Origin of the sequence: Wukongibacter baidiensis (assembly GCF_050888315.1) — a bacterium.
GTDB classification, from domain to species: domain Bacteria; phylum Bacillota; class Clostridia; order Peptostreptococcales; family Caminicellaceae; genus Wukongibacter; species Wukongibacter baidiensis.
Window position 1 is genome coordinate 2,940,078 of the sequence record NZ_CP138202.1, and the last position, 20,750, is coordinate 2,960,827.

Here is a 20,750-nt window from a genome sequence, read left to right on the forward strand (position 1 = left end):
TTATCCTAAAAAAATTACTTCTCCTTCAACCGTTCCCTAATAAGATTGGCACGTTCTATATCTCTTTCATTTGTATTCAAGTTCTTACCCACAATTTTTTGCAATATTCCAGTTTGAGTGTCTACCATAAGAGTATTTATAGTCTTAACATCAACACCTTCGATTATACCTAAATCAGCACCCAGTCTAACATCTGATATAAGCTTCAATGCTTCCTTTGAACTCATTATTCTAGCATTGGTTAATAACCCATAGGACCTGCATATCTTATCCTCTAGCTTCGTTCTATTATTGGCCATGAGGGTTGCCCTTGCATCATTTTCTTTATTGCTTATCTGCTTCGCTACCTCTGCTAGGGTTTTAACTATCTCGCCTTCAGTTCTTCCTAGTGTAACCTGATTTGATATTTGAAATAAATTGCCTTCAGATTCACTTCCTTCTCCGTATAGCCCTCTTACAGTGAAACCTATTTGATTCACCGCTTGAAGTATTCTATTCATGTATCCCGTCATGGTAAGTGCTGGCAGATGGATCATCACCGAAGCCCTTATTCCAGTGCCTACATTTGTTGGGCAAGAAGATAGATATCCCACATTCTCATCAAAGGCATACTTAACACTTTCTTCAATAATATCATCTATTTTATTGGCTAAATCCCATGCCACGCCAAGCTGGAAACCTGGTAAAAGACATTGAATTCGGATATGATCTTCTTCATTTATCATAATACTTACTGACTGATCGGAATTCATCATCACCGCACTCTTATTTGATTTTTCTACTAAATTAGGGCTTATTAAATGTTTTTCTATAAAAACCTGCTTATCACTCTTTGGCACTTCACTAAGTGTAATTAATTTAAAGTCATCCTTAAGCTTTGTATTACTTTCTAAAATTGAATCACTAACGGTTTTAATAACATCTTTACTTTTTTCAGGTGTTAGCGCAACGGGAAATGGAAATTCTTCTAAATTTCTTGCAATCCTTACTCTACTGCTAATGATAATATCGTTTTGAGGGCCTTCTCCATCTATCCATTTAGTCATATTACTCACTCCCCTACTTATTAGTTTCTAAATCTTTTTCTAGAAGCTTAATTTTATCCCTTAGCTCTGCCGCACTCTCAAATTCTTCTTTTTCAATAGCTCTTCTTAATTCCTTTTTTAGAGTCATAATTTCTCTCTTTATCCTAATTCTATTGCCTGACTTTTTAGGAACCTTTCCTGTATGCTGCTGGCTTCCGTGTACACTTTTTATTAGGGGCATGAGCTTTTCATTAAATGTGTTATAACAATCGGAGCATCCTAGTCTTCCTAACTGCTTAAATTTACCATAACTCATTCCACACTTACTACAGGTTGTGGTCTTTATATAATCTACCTTTATTGGAGAACTTTGAACTGAATCTAATAATCCAGTAAGAAAATTATTTATTGTAAAAGGGTTTTCAAAACTCATATCCTGAGTTTTTCTAGCACATTCTTCACATAGATGTAGCTCTGTCTTTTTGTTATTTTTAATTTTTGTTACATGAACAGTGGCTTTGTTTTGATTGCATTTTTCACAAATCATATTATCCCTCCTAATCTTATCAAAGCAAATTGCATAATTACCATCTATTGTCATGCTACTTAAGACTAAAAATAAATTTTGCTGAAATAATGAACGCTTCTACATTCTTTCAATGAAATTTATTAAACCTTAAATTAGCATTACTATATAAAAACTCGATACTATATATACTTTTTAAAATCCCTAAAGCTATACCTAATTTATTATGCAACCCAGTCAAGTCAGAATTATGCACTTTCCTTACCTAAGAAGTGACGCAAGCATTGATTTTAAAATACTTGCCCTTACATTATTCTTTATTTCAGAATCAATCTCTATAGCTCTATTATTTATTGCAGCTAGCATTATTTTCGCTTCTCTCTCCTTAATAATTCCTCGCTCTAGGAAAAAGTTAATTAAGGATACGGCTTTGGTCATATTTATACTGTCGCCAATTTGACCTATTATGTTATATATAAGCTGGGTATCGTCTATTTTAAGCCTAATGATTCTTATGTGTCCGCCGCCTCCTCTTTTACTTTCAACTGCATATCCCTTTTCTACTGAAAATCTTGTTGTTAGCACATAATTTATTTGGGATGGGGCACAATTAAATTCATTGGCTAATTCATTTCTTTTAATTTCAATAATTTGACCTTCGGCATCCTTTATAAGTTCCTTTAAGAACGCTTCAATTATGTCACTTAGTCTAGCCATAAAATCACCCTTTTTTACTTTGACTTTCTTTGACCTTTATTTGATAATAATTCATTACTTAGTATTTTACAAGTTTTATTTTTCTTTATTTACGATTAAATTATTCCATTATTCACTATTTACACATATTATTATAATATTTCAAACTTTTTCTCGAAATAACTGTTTATATCTTTTATTTTTAATTTTGACCATCAAGAAAAATCTGTAAATTCAGTTTTTTCACTCTTAAAGGTCAAAAAAAATAAAAAAAGAGGGATCAAACTCATAAATATATATTATGAGCTTGGCCCCGATTTTAGATATGAATGTGTTTTGCTAAGCAGACAACAATCTTTCTTCAATCTCTTTTAATTGCTCTTTGCACATTGGTTCTATTCCATGTAATTTATAGCTTACATCCATTAATTTGTATTTTTGAACTCCTAGTGTGTGATATGGAAGTAATTCAATCCTATCTACGTTTTCAAATTGCTCTATTATCTTCTTTAACTTGTTCATATGGTCTTCACTATCTGTGATACCTGGCACAACTACATGTCTTATCCATATTCTAGTATTTGACTTTTTTAATATCTTAGCAAAGTCCCAAAACTCTTCAATATTTCCCCCTGTTAATTCCCTATATCCAACACTATCCACATGCTTAATATCCAGAATTACTAAATCCGTATATTTTAAAATCTCTTTATACTGTCCTTTTCCAAATCCTGCTGTGTCAATGGCTGTATGCAGTCCATGCTTTTTACAGAGCTTTAAAAATTCTATCAAGAATTCAGGCTGCACGAGGGGGTCTCCTCCCGAGCAGGTGATCCCTCCTCCCGAATTTTTAAAGTAAGTATTAAACCTCAAAGCCTTTTGTAAAAGCTCCTCAACCTTAACTCTTTTTCCGTCTTCTAGATTCCATGTATCCGGGTTATGACAATATCCACACCTTAGCTTACAGCCCTGAAAAAATACTACAAACCTTATTCCCGGCCCATCCATGAGTCCCATGGTTTCAATAGAATGAATTTTGCCCATTATATTATCATCCTTCTTTCTTTATATAGATGTGTAGCCATAAAATTTGATAAACGAAGGTAGTCTCTGAGGTTTCCTTTTGGCGATTTTTATGAATCTGTTTTAACCTTTATTCTTCTATTTAAAACAGGTTCATAGCATGAGCCAAAAGGATTCTCAGTGACTACCTGAGTAAGTTAAACATCTCTATCATGCATCTATATAGACTCATGAAAGGTTCTTTTTATAACTTCAAGCTGCTGTTCCCTTGTAAGTCTATTAAAGTTAACTGCATATCCTGAGACCCTTATGGTTAGTGTAGGATATTTTTCTGGATATTCCATGGCATCAATAAGTACTTCTCTATTCATAACATTTACGTTCAAGTGATGAGCTCCCTGTGTAAAATAGCCGTCTAAAATGGCAACTAGATTGTTTATTCTAGATTCTTCACCTTTTCCTAGGGCCTCAGGCACAATGGAAAAGGTATTTGAAATGCCATCCTCACAAATTGATCTATATGGTATCTTAGCAACTGAATTTAGAGCAGCTAGAGCCCCACTTGTATCTCTACCGTGCATAGGATTTGCCCCAGGTGAGAATGCATCTCCTTGCTTTCTTCCATCGGGTGTTGCCCCGGTTTTCTTACCATAGACAACATTTGACGTAATAGTTAATACCGATAAGGTATGATGAGCTTCTCTATAGGTTCTATGCTTCCTCAACTCATTGATAAACTTTCTTAGCACTAGAACTGCTATGTCATCTGCTCTATCATCGTCATTTCCGTATTTGGGAAAATCACCATCTATATCAAAATCTATAGTTATACCATTTTCTCTAATGGACTTAATCTTAGCGTATTTAATTGCACTTAGGGAATCACATGCTACTGATAGTCCTGCCACTCCAAAGGCCATAATTCTATCGACTTCAGTATCATGAAGAGCCATAAGCGATGCTTCATAGGCGTATTTATCGTGCATATAATGTATTATATTCATGGCATTTGCATAGAGCTCTGCCACATATTCTAGAACTTTAAAATAGTTCTGCTTTACTTTGTCATAGCAAAGTTCATCATCTTCGATCTTTTCAATTCCAGGTACTATTAGTATTCCTTCTTTCTCATCAATACCACCGTTTATAGCATAAAGGAGGGCCTTTGCAAGATTGCACCTTGCTCCAAAAAACTGCATCTGTTTACCTATACCCATTGCCGAAACACAACATGCTATACCATAGTCATCACCATAAACTGGTCTCATAATATCATCATTTTCATATTGAATAGAATCGCTCAATATAGACATTTTGCTACAGTATCTTTTAAAGGCCTTAGGAAGCTTTTCAGACCATAAAACTGTCATATTTGGCTCTGGAGCTGCTCCCAGATTAGTTAAGGTATGTAAAAACCTAAATGAAGTCTTAGTTACAAGCGTGATCCCATTTATAGTCATTCCACCTATGGCTTCAGTAATCCAATTTGGGTCTCCAGCAAATAGCTCATTATATTCTGGAGTTCTTAAATGTCTTGCCATTCTAAGCTTTATAACAAATTGATCAATTATTTCTTGTGCCTCTATTTCTGTTAATTTTCCATTTCTCAAATCTCTTTCCATATATATGTCAATAAAAGTACTTGTTCTTCCAAGTGACATTGCTGCCCCATTGCTCTCCTTAATTCCAGCCAGGTATCCAAAATATAAAAACTGAACAGCTTCCTTTGCATTTTCAGCTGGTTTTGAAATATCAGAGCCGTATGATTTAGCCATTTCTTTGATTTCCACAAGTGCTCTTATTTGATCGGCTATCTCTTCTCTTATTCGGATCAGTTTCTCATCCATAGAACCTGTTATATCATTAAAATCCTTCCTTTTTTCCTCTAGTAAGAAGTCTACTCCATATAGGGCTATCCTTCTATAGTCACCTATTATTCTACCTCTTCCATAGGCATCGGGAAGACCTGTTAGAAGCCCAGTACTTCTAGCTTTTTTCATTTCATCAGTATATACATCAAATACACCTTGATTATGGGTCTTTCGATATTTTTTAAATATCTCTTCGGTTTTTTTATCTAATTGATACTCGTATGACTTTAGTGCAGACTCCACCATTCTTATGCCACCAAAGGGGTTAATCATTCTTTTTAGTGGTTTATCTGTCTGCAGACCGAATATCACTTCATTGTCCTTATCTATATATCCCGGCTTGAAATTGGATATACCAGAAATATTTGTTTCATCAATATCAAGTACTCCTTTTTCTAGCTCCTTTAAAAGAAGCTCTTTACAGCTATTCCATAGCTTTCTTGTTCTTTCGGTAGTTCCTTCCAAAAAAACTTCATCGCCTTCGTAGGGTGTGTAATTCTTAAATATAAAATCCCTTACGTCCACTTCATTCCCCCAATTACCGTCATTAAATTCTAACCATTCTTTTCTAAGCATAAAAAAACCTCCTCGACTCATAATTACAAAGTCCAGAGGGCTTCAAAAAAATAGACAGACCGCCTGGACTTATCGCCCAGGCGGTCGGCATATCTTCAAATCACACTCCATGTGGTTAATTCCACTTCCGCCAGTCATGTGATTCATTTCAAATGAATATATTATCATTTTCTTTGCATTATTATGATATCAATTCACAAACTTTTTGTCAATATTCATCCAAATTATTCGCCAAAATTTCCTGTATATTTAATCTCTAATTTGGCCTTCACCATATATAATATATTTGATCGTTGTAAGTTCTTCTAGACCCATTGGTCCTCTAGTATGGAGCTTTTGTGTGCTTATACCTATTTCAGCACCAAATCCAAATTGGCTTCCATCTGTAAATCTAGTAGATGCATTTACATATACTGCCGATGCATCAACTTCTCTTAGGAATCTCTGGGAATTAGTATAATCGTTCGTAACTATTGCCTCCGAATGATTTGTCCCGTATTCAAAAATGTGTTCTATGGCTTCATCTATCGATTCAACAACCTTAATGGCAACTATATAATCCAAATACTCTGTAGCCCAATCTTCCTCAGTCGCTGACTTTATATCTGGTAATATCCTCTGGGCCATCTCACAGCCCCTTATTTCTACTCCATAGGAAACTAAACTTTCAGCTATTCTAGGCAGTGCGCTAGAGGCTATATTTTTGTGAACAAGTATTGTTTCTATAGCATTACAAACTGCTGGTCTCTGGGTTTTTGCATTTATTACTATATCATGGGCCATGTTAATGTCAGCACTTTCGTCGATGAATACGTGACAGTTTCCAACGCCCGTTTGTATAACGGGAACCGTGGCATTTTTCACAACCGCATTTATAAGACCGGCTCCACCTCTTGGAATTAACACATCAATATATCTATTTAATCCCATCATTTCATTTACTGCTTCCCTATCAGTCATCTCAATAAATTCAATGCACCCTTTAGGAAGTCCATTCTCTTCAGCAGCCTCTTTTATAATATTCGCCAAGGTAATATTTGAATTAATGGCCTCTGATCCGCCCCTGAGTATAACAGCATTTCCAGCCTTCACACACAGAGCCGCAGCATCTACAGTTACGTTTGGTCTCGACTCATATATCATTCCAATAACGCCCAGCGGAACTCTTATTTGACCTATCTGTAAATTGTTCTCTGTTTTCCACATCTTCACCGCTTCACCTATTGGATCTCTAAGGGAAGCAACGGTTCTCAGGCCATCGGCCATTCCCTGTATTCTGCTTTCATTTAGTAACAGTCTATCTAGCATGTATTGGGATAATCCCTTTTGCTTTCCACTTTCTATATCCTTTTCATTAGCCGCTAAAATCAAATCTTTGTTATTTATTAAAGCCTTTGCCATAGCCTCAAGAGCTTGGTTTTTTACATTTGTATTTATTGTCGTCATCTTCCTAGCTGCTTCTCTAGCAGACTTAGCCTTTTCTATTACATAATCCCTTGCATTCATTTTTTATCCTCCTTACACCACTCTATAAAATCACCATATTATTAGCGTGTACTACCTCATCATAGCTCTTGTAGCCGATTCTTTCTTCAATAATAGAGGTTTTACATCCTTTCATAATGTTAATCTCAGATGAGTTGTAGTTTGTCACCCCACGGGCTACTTCATTTCCTAAAGTATCCATAATCGATACAATATCGCCCTTTTCAAACAGACCGTCTATGGAGCTTATCCCCGCTGGCAAAAGGCTTTTTCGATGCTCTACTAATGCTTCTTTAGCTCCATCATCAACGGTTATTTTCCCCTTTATAAGGGTGTTGTATGTTAGCCAACATTTTCTACCCTGTAGAGGATTTTGATTTGCCTTGAAAAAGGTTCCTACTTTTTTACCGTCGACCACATCATTGATTATATTGGGAGAAGACCCATTTACAATAATCATGGATGCCCCTGAAGATACCGCTATTTCAGCCGACTTTATCTTCGTTATCATTCCACCTGTACCAAAGCTTGTGCCTGCTCCGCCAGCGGCTTTTTTAATCTCATCTGTGATAGTGTCTACATAACTGATTAATTTGGCATTATCATTTTCTTTAGGGTTGGAATCATAAAGCCCATCGATATCCGAAAGCAGTACAAGTAGATCACCTTCTACAACACTGGTAACCATGGCCGACAGGGTATCATTATCGCCAAATTTTATCTCATCTACTGCCACTGCATCGTTTTCATTAACAATAGGAATAACTCCTTGATTAAGTAATGCAAAGAATGTGTTACGAGCATTTAGAAATCTTTTTCTATTTAATATATCTTCCTTAGTCAAAAGTATTTGTCCTACGGTTTTTCCGTATTCTGAAAATAATTTTTCATACATATGAAGCAGTACACCTTGCCCTACCGCAGCGGCTGCTTGCTTTTCTGGAATAGTTTTTGGCCTAGTTTCAAGTCCTAATTTTCCCATTCCTGCACCAATAGCTCCAGAAGATACTAGAACAATTTCGATTCCCTGATTATGGATATTTGTCAATTGTCTTACTATATTTTCTATTCGATTCAAGTCTAGTAAACCTGTTGAATGGGTAAGGGTTGATGTTCCAATTTTAAAAACTATTCTTTTTATGTGGTTGATATGTTCTTCTCTCTCTATTTTCATATTGCTGACTAGACATAGTCTCATAATATTTATGGAGTGAATATTATGTCAGGCTGTGAGAAGAGTTCAAGTTCAAGGCACGCTGAAATCGAGTAGCGGAGCTTGCTATACCTGCAAGTGAGCAACGGAAATTTCAGCAGTAACGCAGAAATTGGACTTTTATCACAGTCTGAGACTAAAATAGTCTTGCCTCCTCCCTTATAATGTATTATCATTAAAATATTATACTAATTATTCAATTAGTTATATTCAAAATATTCATTCTTGCTATATTAATTTAGCAGATTATATCATAAAAAATGCAAATATTCAAATTGCTTATGGAGGTATATTTATGAAAAAAAATGTCGGCTTTATCGGATGTGGAAATATCGCTAGAGCCATGATAGGCGGTCTTGTGAAATCTAAAAGCATTTCACCAGAGTCCATAATGGTAAGTAATAGAACTGCAGAAAAACTTGAGAAAATAAAAGAGAACTATGGTGTACTTACTTCTCTCGATAACAAAGCAGTCGCAGAGTTTGCTGATATATTAATTTTGGCTGTTAAAACCAATAAGTATTATGACGTAATCGATGAAGTTAAGGCTATTGTTAGTGAAGGCACTGTAGTAGTGTCAATTGCTGCAGGAAGAAGTATTGACACGATTGAAAAGGCCTTTGGAAAGGATATCAAGCTTGTAAGAACGATGCCTAATATACCTGCTATTGTTGGAGAGGCTATGTCTGCTTTATGTCATAATTCTCTAGTTACTGAGGAGGAATTCAATGTCGTACTCGATATCTTTAGAAGCTTTGGTGAGGTTGAAGTTGTAGGTGAAGGGTTAATGGATGTTGTAACTGCTATCTCAGGTTCTTCTCCTGCCCTAGTATATCTCTTTATTGAATCCTTAGCCGATGGAGCAGTTCTTAAGGGTTTCCCACGAAATAAAGCTTATAAGATGGTTTCTCAAGCTGTTTTAGGAGCAGCTAAAATCGTTCTTGAGACAGAGAAGCATCCGGGCCAACTCAAGGATGAGGTTTGCTCTGCTGGTGGAACTACTATAGAGGCTATTTATGCATTGGAGAAAAAAGGCTTTAGAGGTCACGTTATTGAAGCCATTGAAAAGGGTACAGAAAAGTCTAAGAAACTTGCAAGAAAACAATAGAGAAATACTCTAGAGTGATTTCCTCTTAATTGTCATTAGGGCTTTCTCATAAGAGAATCTTATTAGTTCAGGCGACCTAGCATGTATATTAGTGCTAGGTCGCCTGAAATTTAAATGACTCATAAATTTATTGTTATACATCTCCATCATTGTTTATGGATTTTGAACTATACCCATAAATAGATTTATTCCTGTTCTATTATCCTTTATTACATACATAAAAGGCTTATTGCAGTTAAACACTACTTTCTCTTGGCTTGGCATTGCTGAAGTACATTCCATTTCAACTACGGTAACTGCTGCCGCCTCTGTTCCTTTTTCATCCACTTCTATGCTTGTGTTTTGGAATATTTTACTTACATATAAGTTTTCAGGGTCTAGATCTGCTATATTAGTTAAATCAGCTCCATTTGGATCAAAGGCTTTAGATATTCCAATATTTCTTAAGTGATCATTTAAATTAGTAGAGTTTTTATACTTAAACTTTGGAAAATAAACATCTATATTACTATTATAAGTTGCACTTTCTATCATTTTATCGATTTCCAAGTATTTTTCTGACTTAACAAAATCATTTAGATTAGCTTTAGGTAGTATAACATACATTGTAGCATCATAATAATCTAACCCAACAATTTTGCAAACATCATCTTCATAATACACTTTTCCAAAATTCCCAAACATCATGTCTACTGATTCTTCACTACCATCTGCTAAATAGAAAGGAGCCTTCTTAGTGCTTCCTTCATAAAACTCATCTCTCCAAGTACCTTTAAAATAAAGGGTATTGATCAGGTAGGCAATATCAGTAGGTTTTGTTTCTTTAATAGTATCTTTAAGTATATTATTAGTTTTTTCTTCAATCCATTTATTCATCATGTCTTTTGTCTTAGGATCACGAAAATCCACCTTCATCGCATCGGCATCGTAATATTTTTTCAGGCTGTCTACAAAATCACTCTTTACGTCTATTCCCTTCTGAAACCATGCTGAATTAGCTGTGTTCATTACTGTAACCTTTGTTTTCTTACCACCACCGATATCTCTTTCCTCAGAATAACTGTTTAAAAGGTTTATTATGTGATTATATGTTGTATTTAAAGTAGCTTCATCAGCTCCCATAGCCTCTATAATTTCATTCTTCGTTTCACCTTCAGCACCATTTGCTAACATTGCTATTGCGCTAGATAAACTCAAGGGAGAAAATAATATATTTTCCTTTGAGCTTGCATAAATACTTTCAGTAATTTTATAACCCATATTATTTAATCCAGCTATATTATTTTCATCAACTTCTAAATTTTTTTCAATATCCTTACTGGCTATTGCCCTAAAGGCTTCATTTGATAAAGTTGATACAGGATTTGCTATTCCTTCACTACATCCAGAAATAACAAAAGTCAATAACAGTATTGTAACTAATAAAACTGATATTTTCTTCTTCATAATTAAACCTCCTATTTTATTTATCATAGGGTTAGACGGTTTCTCGATGTTAAAAGTTCCCTAAAATTGGAATAAAGTTTTTTATAAAGCTATCCACAACTTCAAAAGGTCTATGATTTCTCTGTGTTATAAAATATAAAACCCCAGCATACGATCGATATGCTGGGGTTTAAATTCAAATTTTCTAATAACTAATCTTCTTTATTAGCCTCTTCAATAACCTTTTGAGCTAATTGACCTGGAAGTTCATCATATCTTTCAAATCTCATTGTAAAGCTTCCTCTTGCCTGAGTCATTGATCGTAAATCAGGTGCATATTTGAACATCTCAGACTGAGGTGCTTCTGCGATTACTTTTTGATATCCAGCTCCAGCTGGTTCCATACCAAGTATTCTACCTCTTCTCTTATTCATATCGCCCATTATGTCTCCCATGTAATCTTCTGGTATAAGAACCTCAACATGCATGATTGGTTCAAGAAGTACAGGTTTTGCCTGTTGGATTCCTTTCTTGAATGCAAGGGATGCAGCAATCTTAAAGGCCATCTCACTAGAGTCAACCGCGTGATAGGAGCCATCAAGAAGTGTTGCCCTAACATTAACTACAGGGAATCCTGCAAGAGGTCCTTTTTCTATTGAATCTCTAAGACCTTTTTCAACAGCAGGTATATATTGCTTTGGAACTGATCCACCAAATATTTTTTCCTGGAATTCAAAGTCTTCAGTTGAAGGTTCAAAGCTTATATGAACATCACCATACTGCCCCGATCCACCACTTTGTTTTTTATGTTTACCTTGTACAGTGGCATTTCCTTTGATTGTTTCTCTATATGCAATCTTTGGATCTGAAAGATCTACTTCAACTCCAAAATTATTTTTCATTTTATTAGTTATTACAGTAAGCTGCATATTACCTTGACCACCGATAAGCAATTGCTTTGTCTCGGTATTTCTTTCAACTATAAAGGTTGGATCCTCTTCAGTTAATCTATGAAGGGAAACACCTATTTTTTCCTCATCGCCCTTAGATTTAGGCTCAACACACATAAATAAGCAAGGCTGCGGGAACTGGATTCCATGATACTTTATCGGATCTTTCTTATCACAAAGTGTATCTCCAGTTTCAGTATATTGGAGCTTTGCAGTAGCACCAATATCGCCTGCAACAATCTCACTGCATTCTAATTGATTCTTTCCTCTTAGCATAAACAAAGATCCAATTTTTTCTTTTTCATCTTTATTAGCATTAAGTACTTCCATATCCTTAGCTAATTTTCCTGAGTAAACCTTGAATAGGGATATCTTACCCACAAATGGGTCAACAATTGTCTTAAATATAAGTGCTGAGAATGGTTCCTTTTCATCTACTTTTCTAACTAACTCTTTATCACTATCTGGATGTACTCCCTCGTACTCTCCATTATGCATATCCTTAGGTGTAGGCATGTAGTCATATACCATTCCAAACAAAGTATGAATTCCAATACTATTAGTTGCTGATCCTACAAGTACTGGTACAACTTCACCGGCTAAAACACCTTTTCTCAGACCTTCATGGATTTCTTCTGTAGTAAATTCCTCTCCCTCAAAAAACTTTTCAAGTAATTCTTCATCACTTTCTGCAACGGATTCTATAAGCATTTCCCTAACTGGAGCGATTTTATCTTCTAAACCAGCAGGTACTTCTACATCTACACATTCCTTACCGTTATATTCTCTTCCAATCATATCTACTACGTTCACAAACCCTTTGAATCCTTCGCCTTCTCCTATAGGTATTGCAAATGGAGCAACTTTCTTTCCAAACTTTTCTCTTAACTCACTAATTAATTTATCGTAGTTAACGTTTTCCTTATCCATTTTATTGATGAATAATATCTTTGGCATCTTTCTTTCTTCAGTATATTTCCATGCCTTTTCAGTTCCAACTTCTACACCGGAAGTAGCGTCTATGAGCATAATAGCTCCACCAGCTACTCTAAGACTACTTATAACCTCACCAGAAAAATCAAAATAACCAGGAGCATCTAAAAAATTATATTTTGAATTATTCCACTCTACAGGAATAACTGAAGTTCCAATTGAAAATCCTCTAGCTATTTCTTCTTTATCAAAGTCTGATACTGTATTTCCATCTTCTACTTTACCTGTTCTTTTGATAACTTTTGTAGTATATAGCATCGATTCCGTTAATGTAGTCTTTCCACATCCACCATGACCTAAGAGTGCAACGTTTCTTATTCTATCTACTTTATAATTTTTCATACTTCTCCTCCTCGCTAATTTCTTTGAACTTTTATACTATTCTACAAAATTTTGAAAATTCCTTCAACTATCCTATATTATATAACTTTTTTCCAAAAATATAAAGACCCATAATAAAAAATTAGGGTCTTCTGTAAATTATTTACACTTATTATCTTACCCGGATTATTCATAAAAAATTCCAAAATCTGCTGCGTCCTTTTGATTCTAAGACCCCATCAGGTTCTCGACGTACCGTTTTGGTATGCCTTCGAACCTGATGAAAGTCTTAGAATGCAAAACTACTTGCACCTTTTCAAACTTTTCATGGATAATCCGGGTTCTATTTTCTCTAAATTATACCAGACATTTTTGTAACTTCTATTCCTCTTTTCTCTATTTCTTTAATTATAATGTTAAGACCGATTGAATCGCTTGCCATATGACCTGCTACAATTATATTACCTATATTTTGCTTTTCCACCGCTTCTCTAACATCATCGGGTACATGCATACAAATTATTGTACCTACACCAGCTTCAAAGTATGCTTTAAACACATCAGCTCCACCATTAGTACCTCCAGCCATGAGAACAGCAATCTTTCCAGCATAGTCCTTCTCTGAGCCTACCCTTATAACTGGTCCTGCAATAGCATCTTCATATTCATCTATTTCTTTAAGAGCCTCAACAATATCCTTTAACGTAGTCTTTGGCTTTTCCTCAAACTTATTATTTAAAAATTCTTGAACATAAGTCTCAGTAATTATATCTGCTGGTACATGTATATTTAAGTATGGCATATTAAGTAATTTGGCTGCTGATCCAGCTCTGTCATAATTTTTTACATGCATTCCTCTTTCTACTTGTCCAATTTTTTTTCTTAATACCTTTTGAGCTTTATTTATTGGAACACCAAACTCCATCATTTTATCTATCTGAATATCCATTACTTTGTGAAAATCAACTACAGGACTTCCCGACATAGGGTGATGACTTATTACACAGTCAGCGCCTACTTCTCTTGCAAGAAGCATCTCAGGTGTTTCCATATCAACTCCAAATAGTATCTTCTTTATACCTTCACCCTCAACTATTATCCCTGAATCAGCAGGTATTTCGTCCAGCCCAGCCAACTCCAGTGCTAAATTCATTATCTCCTTAGTGTTCATATTTGAATCCTCCTATATGAAAATATTTTTCCGTATAATTTTTTTTACATATATATTTTAATATATATGAGTACTATTTGTCACTCTTAGTTTAATAATAAAGAAAAAAATCTATACATAACCCGAATTATTCATGAAAATTTCGGGCCAATTTATAAAATCTCAATTAACAATCATTGAAATTCTATAGTAATTTATGTAAAATATCAATGTATATTACTGGAAGTTTGTAAATTCTAGGAGGGATTAATTTTGAATATAGCAATAGTAGGTGCCGGAAATGGCGGTGTAAAAACAATAAATTGCTTTAACGATATTGACGATATAAATATACGCATAGTAGTAGATAAGGATGTGGATGCACCAGGAATAGCTTTGGCAAAGGAACTAGGTATTCCATGTTCTCAATCAATAGATGATATCGAATGTGTAAGCTTAGATATGATAGTTGAAGCTACTGGAAATGAAAAATTTAGTAATTTCCTTAAGGATAAATTTAGCTCTACCTGTAGTATCCTCGACTACAAAGGCACTTTACTAATGATGACATTAATTGAAAGAAATTTGAGTACTCTTGAAAAGATGGACAGTCAAATCTCTATCATAAATAACACTACCTATACAGTTAATGGACAATTACAAGAAATCATAGGTTCTATAGAAAAAATAAATCGTATTACTGAAAATCTTTTAGAGACTACCAAGATATCAAATACATATATAAAGGAAAGCGACAAAATCATACAATCTGTAAATAACATAGCACTACAAACTAAAATACTTGGTCTAAATGCTTCAATCGAAGCCTCAAGGGCAGGAGAACATGGTAAGGGCTTTGCAGTCGTAGCTAATGAGGTTCAAAAGCTTTCACAATATACTGGAGATTTTGCATCAGAAATAAGTACTATACTTAGTAAATTGTCTGATGAGGTAAAGAAAATCGATACGGAGGTCCATGCTTTAGATGGTCTTTCTCAGGTACAAGTCGATGCTTCTGATGAGGTTAGTACAGCAATAGACAGCCTTATGGGAGCTTGCACCGATAGAGTTTAAAAACGTAGTAGATTAAAAAAACTATCCTTTCTCGCTAAAGAAGGGATAGTTTTTTATCATATTTATTTTCTTAATTCTAATACCTCACGAATTATATTTTTACATATTCAAAAATTCTACTGCTTCATCCACGAGTTCCTTTATTAGCTCTTTTACCGTAACGATTTCCTTCATTCTATAGCCATTAGTACCAACAAAAACCAATCCATTTTCAACATCGCCTCTAACAGAATTTATAAGAGCGTCAGATATACAGTATGGAGTTGTAGCAGGATTACATGGCTTTAGGCAATCGTAGCATCTATTTATTTTAAGCTTTTGCTCTTCAACAGCTTTTACAAAGGCATTGCGGATAGCCCTTCCAGGCATTCCAACTGGACTTTTTACGATTTGAATGTCTTCCTCGTTTGCAGAAATATATGCATTCTTAAAATTAACATGGGCATCACATTCTTCTGTGCCAACGAACCTAGTAGACATCTGAACTCCTCCAGCGCCTATTTTTAGGAATTCTGCAATATCCTTCCCTGAATAAATTCCTCCAGCAGCTATTACAGGTATACTCTTTTTATACTTTTCTTCGAATGGCTTTAATGCTTCAATTACTTCCTTTACTAAGTCTTGAAGACTAGGCAATTTTACAGAATTTAACTGATCTAGAGAAAAGCCTAAATGCCCTCCAGCCTTTGGACCTTCTACAATTACAGCATCCGGAATATATTTATATTTTCTATCCCACATTTTTGTTATAATGGTTGCCGCTTTCCCCGATGAAACTATTGGAGCAATTTTTGTGTTGGAACCCATAACAAGCTCTGGTAAATTCTTAGGAAGCCCTGCTCCCGAGATAATAATATCTATTTTTTCTTTAACGGCTTCTTTTACCATTTCCTTATAGTTATTAACCGCTGCCATCATATTTACTCCTAGAATACCCTTTGGACTAAGGCTTCTTGCTCTTCTTATTTCTTTAATAAGACCTCTAACGTTGGCAGCATCATTATCTGTCTTAAAATCCTCTTCTCTATAGCCTATTTGAACCCCTGAAATAACTCCTATTCCTCCTTCATTAGCTACCGCAGAAGCCAAGCCTGAAAGAGATACTCCTATACCCATACCGCCTTGAACGATTGGAACTCTTGCAACCAGATCACCTATTTTTAAGTGGGGTAACTTCATTAAAATTCTCTCCTTTGAAAACTTATTAATATTCAAAGTATATGAAATATTAGTGCATATGTCAATAAGGTTACTATGTTAATTATTGAGAAACATTTCTAATTGAGTCTCATGTAAAAGTAAATTTAAACTTCACTTATACTTATTACTTCCAATCACTAAGTTTCAAGTCTATATGTTTAGTATACATCATTATATATTTTTCTATCCTTTTTGTAGAAAATTATCGAAAATTCATGCTGAGCATATATGCCCAAATGTTATAACTTCTCATATTTTTCCATTTTTATACACTTACAAGCTAGATCTCCTTCAGTTTTTCTATAAGCATGTTCTTGGTCAAGGCAGGATTTGCTTTTCCCTTAGTCTCTTTCATTATTTGACCCACTAAAAACCCTAAGGCTTTGCTTTTGCCATTTTTCAAATCCTCCACTGCCTTTGGATTCTTACTCAGCACTAGATTAATGACTTCATTTAGCGCATCCTCTCCACTTATTTGCGATAACCCTTTTTCTTTAATAATCTCCTCGGGTTCTTTACCTGTTTCTATTATATCTCTTAAGACTACCTTGGCAACTAATCGGCTTACTATTCCTTGATTTACTAGTTTAATTAATTTCCCAAGATATTCAGCCTTAATTTGTCCTACTTCTTCTTTCTTTATGGATCTCAATACCTCTACTATAATCCAGTTTGATACGTCCTTTGGTTTACAACCCAGAGAGACAACCCTTTCAAAATAATCTGCTAAACCCTTGTCAGAAACTAATATCTCTACTTCCTTTTTATTTAAGCCGTATTCCTTTATAAATCTTCTTGCTTTTTCATTTGGAAATTCAGGTAATGTATTTCTCATTTCCTCTGCTAACTCTTTTTCAATATGTATAGGCATTAGATCTGGTTCAGGAAAGAACTTGTAGTCATGGGCATCTTCCTTAGATCTCATTACTAAGGTTGTTCCCTTTCCGGCGTTCCATTTTCTAGTTTCCTGTTTAATCTTATGTCCGTCTCCACATCTAAATAATTCTTTTTGTCTTCGCTCTTCTTCTTTTAAAGCCTTTCCAACTTCTTTGAATGAGTTAAGATTTTTTATTTCAACCTTCTTATTATATCCTCTTTGTCCAATTTCTCTAATGGATATATTTGCATCGCACCTAAGGGATCCTTGCTCCATACGACAATCGGAAACCTCTATGTACTTAAGTATTGATTTTAGTGTTTTAAGGAAGATTACGGCCTCCTCAGCGGATCTAAAATCCGGCTCTGTAACTATTTCTATAAGGGGCACTCCTGCCCTGTTATAATCTACTAATGTAAAGGATTCATCATCTAAATGGATAAGCTTTCCAGCGTCTTCCTCAATATGAATACGCGTAATATTGATTTTTTTAGTTCCATCCTCCATATCTATTTCTACAAACCCATCTTTACATATAGGAATATCATACTGAGATATCTGATATGCCTTTGGCAGATCGGGATAGAAATAGTTTTTTCTATCGGTCTTGCTTAGTGCATTTATTTCACAGTTTAAAGCAACTCCGGCCTTTATAGCTAAGTTTACCACTTCTTTATTTAGCATCGGAAGGGTTCCCGGTATCCCTGTACATATAGGACAAGTGTTTTCATTTGGCTTTGCTCCAAATTTTGTCGAGCATGAGCAAAATATTTTTGATTTTGTCTCTAGCTCAGCATGTATCTCTAGCCCTATTATAGTTTCATATGACATTATATCCCCTCCCTAAACTCCGGTATCCTGCTGAATAGATTTAAGTCTTGTTCAAGGGCAAATGATGCTCTAAAGAGCTTCTTCTCACTGAAATCCCTACCAATAAGCTGGAGTCCAATTGGCATACCTGCCTCACTGAATCCGCAGGGTATAGATATGGCAGGCAGACCTGACAAATTGATATTTACCGTATATGTATCTGATAAATACATATCTAGTGGTTTGTCTATCTTCTCACCGATTTTAAAAGGTAGCACCGGTGATGTAGGTCCTAAAATAAAGTCATATTTTTCAAATGCTTTTTTAAAGTTTTCTTTGACTTTACTTCTATACTGCATTGCTTTTTTATAATAAGCATCATAATATCCCGATGAAAGTACGTAGGTTCCAAGCATTATTCTTCTTTTTACCTCATCCCCAAATCCTTCGCTTCTACTCTTTACAATTAATTCTTCTATTGTGCTGAATTCCTTAGTTCTATATCCATATCTTATTCCATCATATCTCGCCAAATTTGAACTGGCCTCAGCCGATGAAATAATATAATATGCCGATAATCCTGCATCACTAATAGGTAATGAAAACTCTTCTATATCTGCCCCAAGTCTTTCTAAGCTTTGTATGGCTTTCTTTATGGACTTATGAATTTCCTTATTAAGATCAGCCGTAAAGAATTCCTTAGGAATTCCTATTTTGAAGCCCTTCACTCCACCTTCTATCCCTGTTAAATAGTCTTCTTCTATGATATGTCTAGTACTAGTGCCATCCTTCCCATCTCCACCTTGTATTACACTAAGTCCAATAGCACTATCTCTCACAGTTCTAGTTATTGGACCTATCTGATCTAAAGACGATGCGAAGGCTATAAGGCCATATCTCGACACTAATCCATACGTTGGCTTCATACCAACTGCTCCACAAAAAGCTGCCGGTTGTCTTATAGACCCTCCCGTATCCGATCCATAGGATAGTGGTACAAAACCTGCAGCTGTGGCAGCTGCTGAACCACCGGAAGAGCCGCCTGGCACCCTGCTCAACTCCCAAGGATTTTTAGTCTTTTGAAAATATGAATTCTCCGTAGATGATCCCATAGAAAATTCGTCAAGATTAGTCTTTCCAATTATAATTGCCCCTGATTGTTTTAATTTTTCAACAACTGTAGCATTATATGGAGGTATGAAGTCCTCAAGCATTTTTGATCCACACGTGGTATTTATTCCCCTAGTACATATATTGTCCTTTATGGCCACGGGTACACCACCAAGAGGGCCTATCTCCATTCCCTTTGCAATCTTTTTGTCTACTAATTCAGCTTCCTTTAATGCCTCTTCTTCCTGTACTTTCAAAAAGGCTTGTACCTTTGTATCAAGCTTTTTAATCCTATCTATATATGAACTAACTACTTCCTTAGCTGAAAACTTAGTTTCTATAAGTCCATTTTTGATATCTTCTAGAGTCATCAATTCCATTCCTAGACCTCCAATCACTCCATAACCTTAGGTATTTCAATATTTGTATCCCTCATGCTCTTAACATTTCTAAAGAGGTCATTTTTATTCTCAAATACCTTTACCTCATCTTCTCTTAATATCGATTCTGTATTATCAAAATTATTTACCTCTATTTCATAGTACTCTTCTCTTTCTATATTTTCGAAATGGTTTAGAATATTATTAAACTCTCCTATAAATTCTTCTGTCTCTTCCTCCGAAAAGCTTAATTTAGAAAGTTTAGCTATATATCTAACTTCATCCTTATTTATTCTCATCAAATTACCTCCTTATCTTCCCTATATGGAGATTTCAGTAAAACTCTCTATACCTAGCTTACATACTTGTATTATACATTTCATATATGCAATTTCCTATCTCTATTAATATTGTTTAGAGCAAAGTCTTTTATAAAAAATTTAAAGGTACAGTTTCTTAGAATTGAACTGTACCTTTCTTATTAGTTTGAATTTTTACAAAGACTCTACATATCCCTTACTGATTAGTTTTTCTATATGCTCACTTATATATTTTTCTACATTTATTCCGTGCTGTTTTTCTAGGACCAATATCATTGTAATAGCTGTTTGAGCTACATCTAAAAGCTCTTTAGTTATTTCATTATAAGCCTCTCCATCGGATAGTTTTATTCCGTCCCTTTCGCCATTCATCCCTCTAAACTTTCCTATGGCTCTACATAGTTCACCTTGTTCCTCTGATAATTTTAAAGCCGTACTTTCAATTGTAGGTGATATAGAATTAAGATATGGTAACGATATGGTCTTAAGTCTAATATTTGAAAACTTTTTTTCTTCCTTCTCTTTTATATATTCCTTTATTTCATCTATTGATATATCCAAATTTTCAAGCTCTTTTGCCAACTCTAACACCTGTGACTTCATCCTTGTCCTCCTTA

At 34.9% G+C, this 20,750-nt stretch carries 17 protein-coding genes and 1 riboswitch; of the genes, 2 read left to right on the top strand and 15 right to left on the bottom strand.

The genetic code is table 11. The features are described from left to right. Positions 1 to 14: 14 nt before the first annotated feature. The 7 genes from R9X47_RS13435 to proB all read right to left on the bottom strand — a co-directional run bounded on the left by R9X47_RS13435 (position 15) and on the right by proB (position 8,376). Positions 15 to 1,046 (bottom strand): protein arginine kinase, encoded by a 1,032-nt coding sequence (locus R9X47_RS13435; RefSeq protein ID WP_432667373.1) that lies wholly within the window; start codon positions 1,044 to 1,046, stop codon positions 15 to 17. A gap of 13 nt (positions 1,047 to 1,059) precedes the next feature. After that, on the bottom strand, positions 1,060 to 1,572 hold the full coding sequence (locus tag R9X47_RS13440; RefSeq protein WP_432667374.1) for a UvrB/UvrC motif-containing protein: 513 nt from the start codon (positions 1,570 to 1,572) through the stop codon (positions 1,060 to 1,062). 240 nt (positions 1,573 to 1,812) lie between these two features. Continuing rightward, complete coding sequence (locus tag R9X47_RS13445) at positions 1,813 to 2,268, bottom strand: CtsR family transcriptional regulator (protein WP_432667375.1); 456 nt, start codon at positions 2,266 to 2,268, stop codon at positions 1,813 to 1,815. A 318-nt stretch (positions 2,269 to 2,586) separates the two neighbouring features. Continuing rightward, a complete protein-coding gene (gene pflA / locus R9X47_RS13450; protein WP_432667376.1) occupies positions 2,587 to 3,291 on the bottom strand; it encodes a pyruvate formate-lyase-activating protein in 705 nt (234 codons plus the stop codon). A gap of 197 nt (positions 3,292 to 3,488) precedes the next feature. After that, positions 3,489 to 5,717 carry a formate C-acetyltransferase gene (gene pflB / locus R9X47_RS13455; RefSeq protein ID WP_432667378.1) on the bottom strand — a complete coding sequence of 743 codons (2,229 nt, stop codon included), beginning with the start codon at positions 5,715 to 5,717 and terminating at the stop codon, positions 3,489 to 3,491. A gap of 67 nt (positions 5,718 to 5,784) precedes the next feature. Then, a riboswitch (ZMP/ZTP riboswitch) is annotated at positions 5,785 to 5,865 on the bottom strand. Between the two features lie 101 nt (positions 5,866 to 5,966). Further along, a complete protein-coding gene (locus R9X47_RS13460; protein WP_432667380.1) occupies positions 5,967 to 7,223 on the bottom strand; it encodes a glutamate-5-semialdehyde dehydrogenase in 1,257 nt (418 codons plus the stop codon). Positions 7,224 to 7,245: 22 nt separating this feature from the next. Further along, entirely contained in the window at positions 7,246 to 8,376 is a 1,131-nt protein-coding gene (proB, locus tag R9X47_RS13465) for a glutamate 5-kinase (RefSeq protein WP_432667381.1), read from the bottom strand. A gap of 334 nt (positions 8,377 to 8,710) precedes the next feature. Here proB and proC point away from each other — a divergent pair, with 334 nt between their 5' ends. After that, positions 8,711 to 9,523, top strand: a complete 813-nt coding sequence (gene proC, locus R9X47_RS13470; protein ID WP_432667382.1) for a pyrroline-5-carboxylate reductase — start codon at positions 8,711 to 8,713, stop codon at positions 9,521 to 9,523. Between the two features lie 153 nt (positions 9,524 to 9,676). Here the strand turns inward: proC and R9X47_RS13475 are convergent, their stop codons facing one another. The 3 genes from R9X47_RS13475 to R9X47_RS13485 form a co-directional block, all read right to left on the bottom strand. Next, positions 9,677 to 10,969 carry a serpin family protein gene (locus R9X47_RS13475; protein WP_432667383.1) on the bottom strand — a complete coding sequence of 431 codons (1,293 nt, stop codon included), beginning with the start codon at positions 10,967 to 10,969 and terminating at the stop codon, positions 9,677 to 9,679. A gap of 191 nt (positions 10,970 to 11,160) precedes the next feature. After that, complete coding sequence (gene fusA, locus R9X47_RS13480; protein WP_432667384.1) at positions 11,161 to 13,233, bottom strand: elongation factor G; 2,073 nt, start codon at positions 13,231 to 13,233, stop codon at positions 11,161 to 11,163. A gap of 331 nt (positions 13,234 to 13,564) precedes the next feature. Then, positions 13,565 to 14,383 (bottom strand): Nif3-like dinuclear metal center hexameric protein, encoded by an 819-nt coding sequence (locus R9X47_RS13485; protein WP_432667385.1) that lies wholly within the window; start codon positions 14,381 to 14,383, stop codon positions 13,565 to 13,567. Between the two features lie 252 nt (positions 14,384 to 14,635). Between R9X47_RS13485 and R9X47_RS13490 the strand changes: the two genes are divergently transcribed. Further along, entirely contained in the window at positions 14,636 to 15,436 is an 801-nt protein-coding gene (locus R9X47_RS13490; RefSeq protein ID WP_432667386.1) for a methyl-accepting chemotaxis protein, read from the top strand. A gap of 99 nt (positions 15,437 to 15,535) precedes the next feature. Here R9X47_RS13490 and R9X47_RS13495 read toward each other — a convergent pair whose 3' ends face one another. From R9X47_RS13495 to R9X47_RS13515, 5 genes are all read right to left on the bottom strand, one after another. Then, positions 15,536 to 16,615 carry an NAD(P)H-dependent flavin oxidoreductase gene (locus R9X47_RS13495; protein ID WP_432667387.1) on the bottom strand — a complete coding sequence of 360 codons (1,080 nt, stop codon included), beginning with the start codon at positions 16,613 to 16,615 and terminating at the stop codon, positions 15,536 to 15,538. Positions 16,616 to 16,916: 301 nt separating this feature from the next. Further along, positions 16,917 to 18,344 (bottom strand): Asp-tRNA(Asn)/Glu-tRNA(Gln) amidotransferase subunit GatB, encoded by a 1,428-nt coding sequence (gene gatB, locus R9X47_RS13500; protein ID WP_432667388.1) that lies wholly within the window; start codon positions 18,342 to 18,344, stop codon positions 16,917 to 16,919. Next, complete coding sequence (gene gatA / locus R9X47_RS13505; RefSeq protein ID WP_432667389.1) at positions 18,344 to 19,813, bottom strand: Asp-tRNA(Asn)/Glu-tRNA(Gln) amidotransferase subunit GatA; 1,470 nt, start codon at positions 19,811 to 19,813, stop codon at positions 18,344 to 18,346. Before gatA ends, gatB begins: the two co-directional genes overlap by 1 nt. Positions 19,814 to 19,827: 14 nt before the next feature. Continuing rightward, entirely contained in the window at positions 19,828 to 20,112 is a 285-nt protein-coding gene (gene gatC / locus R9X47_RS13510; RefSeq protein ID WP_432667390.1) for an Asp-tRNA(Asn)/Glu-tRNA(Gln) amidotransferase subunit GatC, read from the bottom strand. A gap of 195 nt (positions 20,113 to 20,307) precedes the next feature. Then, positions 20,308 to 20,736, bottom strand: coding sequence for a MazG-like family protein (locus R9X47_RS13515; RefSeq protein WP_432667391.1), 429 nt, complete (start codon positions 20,734 to 20,736; stop codon positions 20,308 to 20,310). Positions 20,737 to 20,750 lie beyond the last annotated feature (14 nt).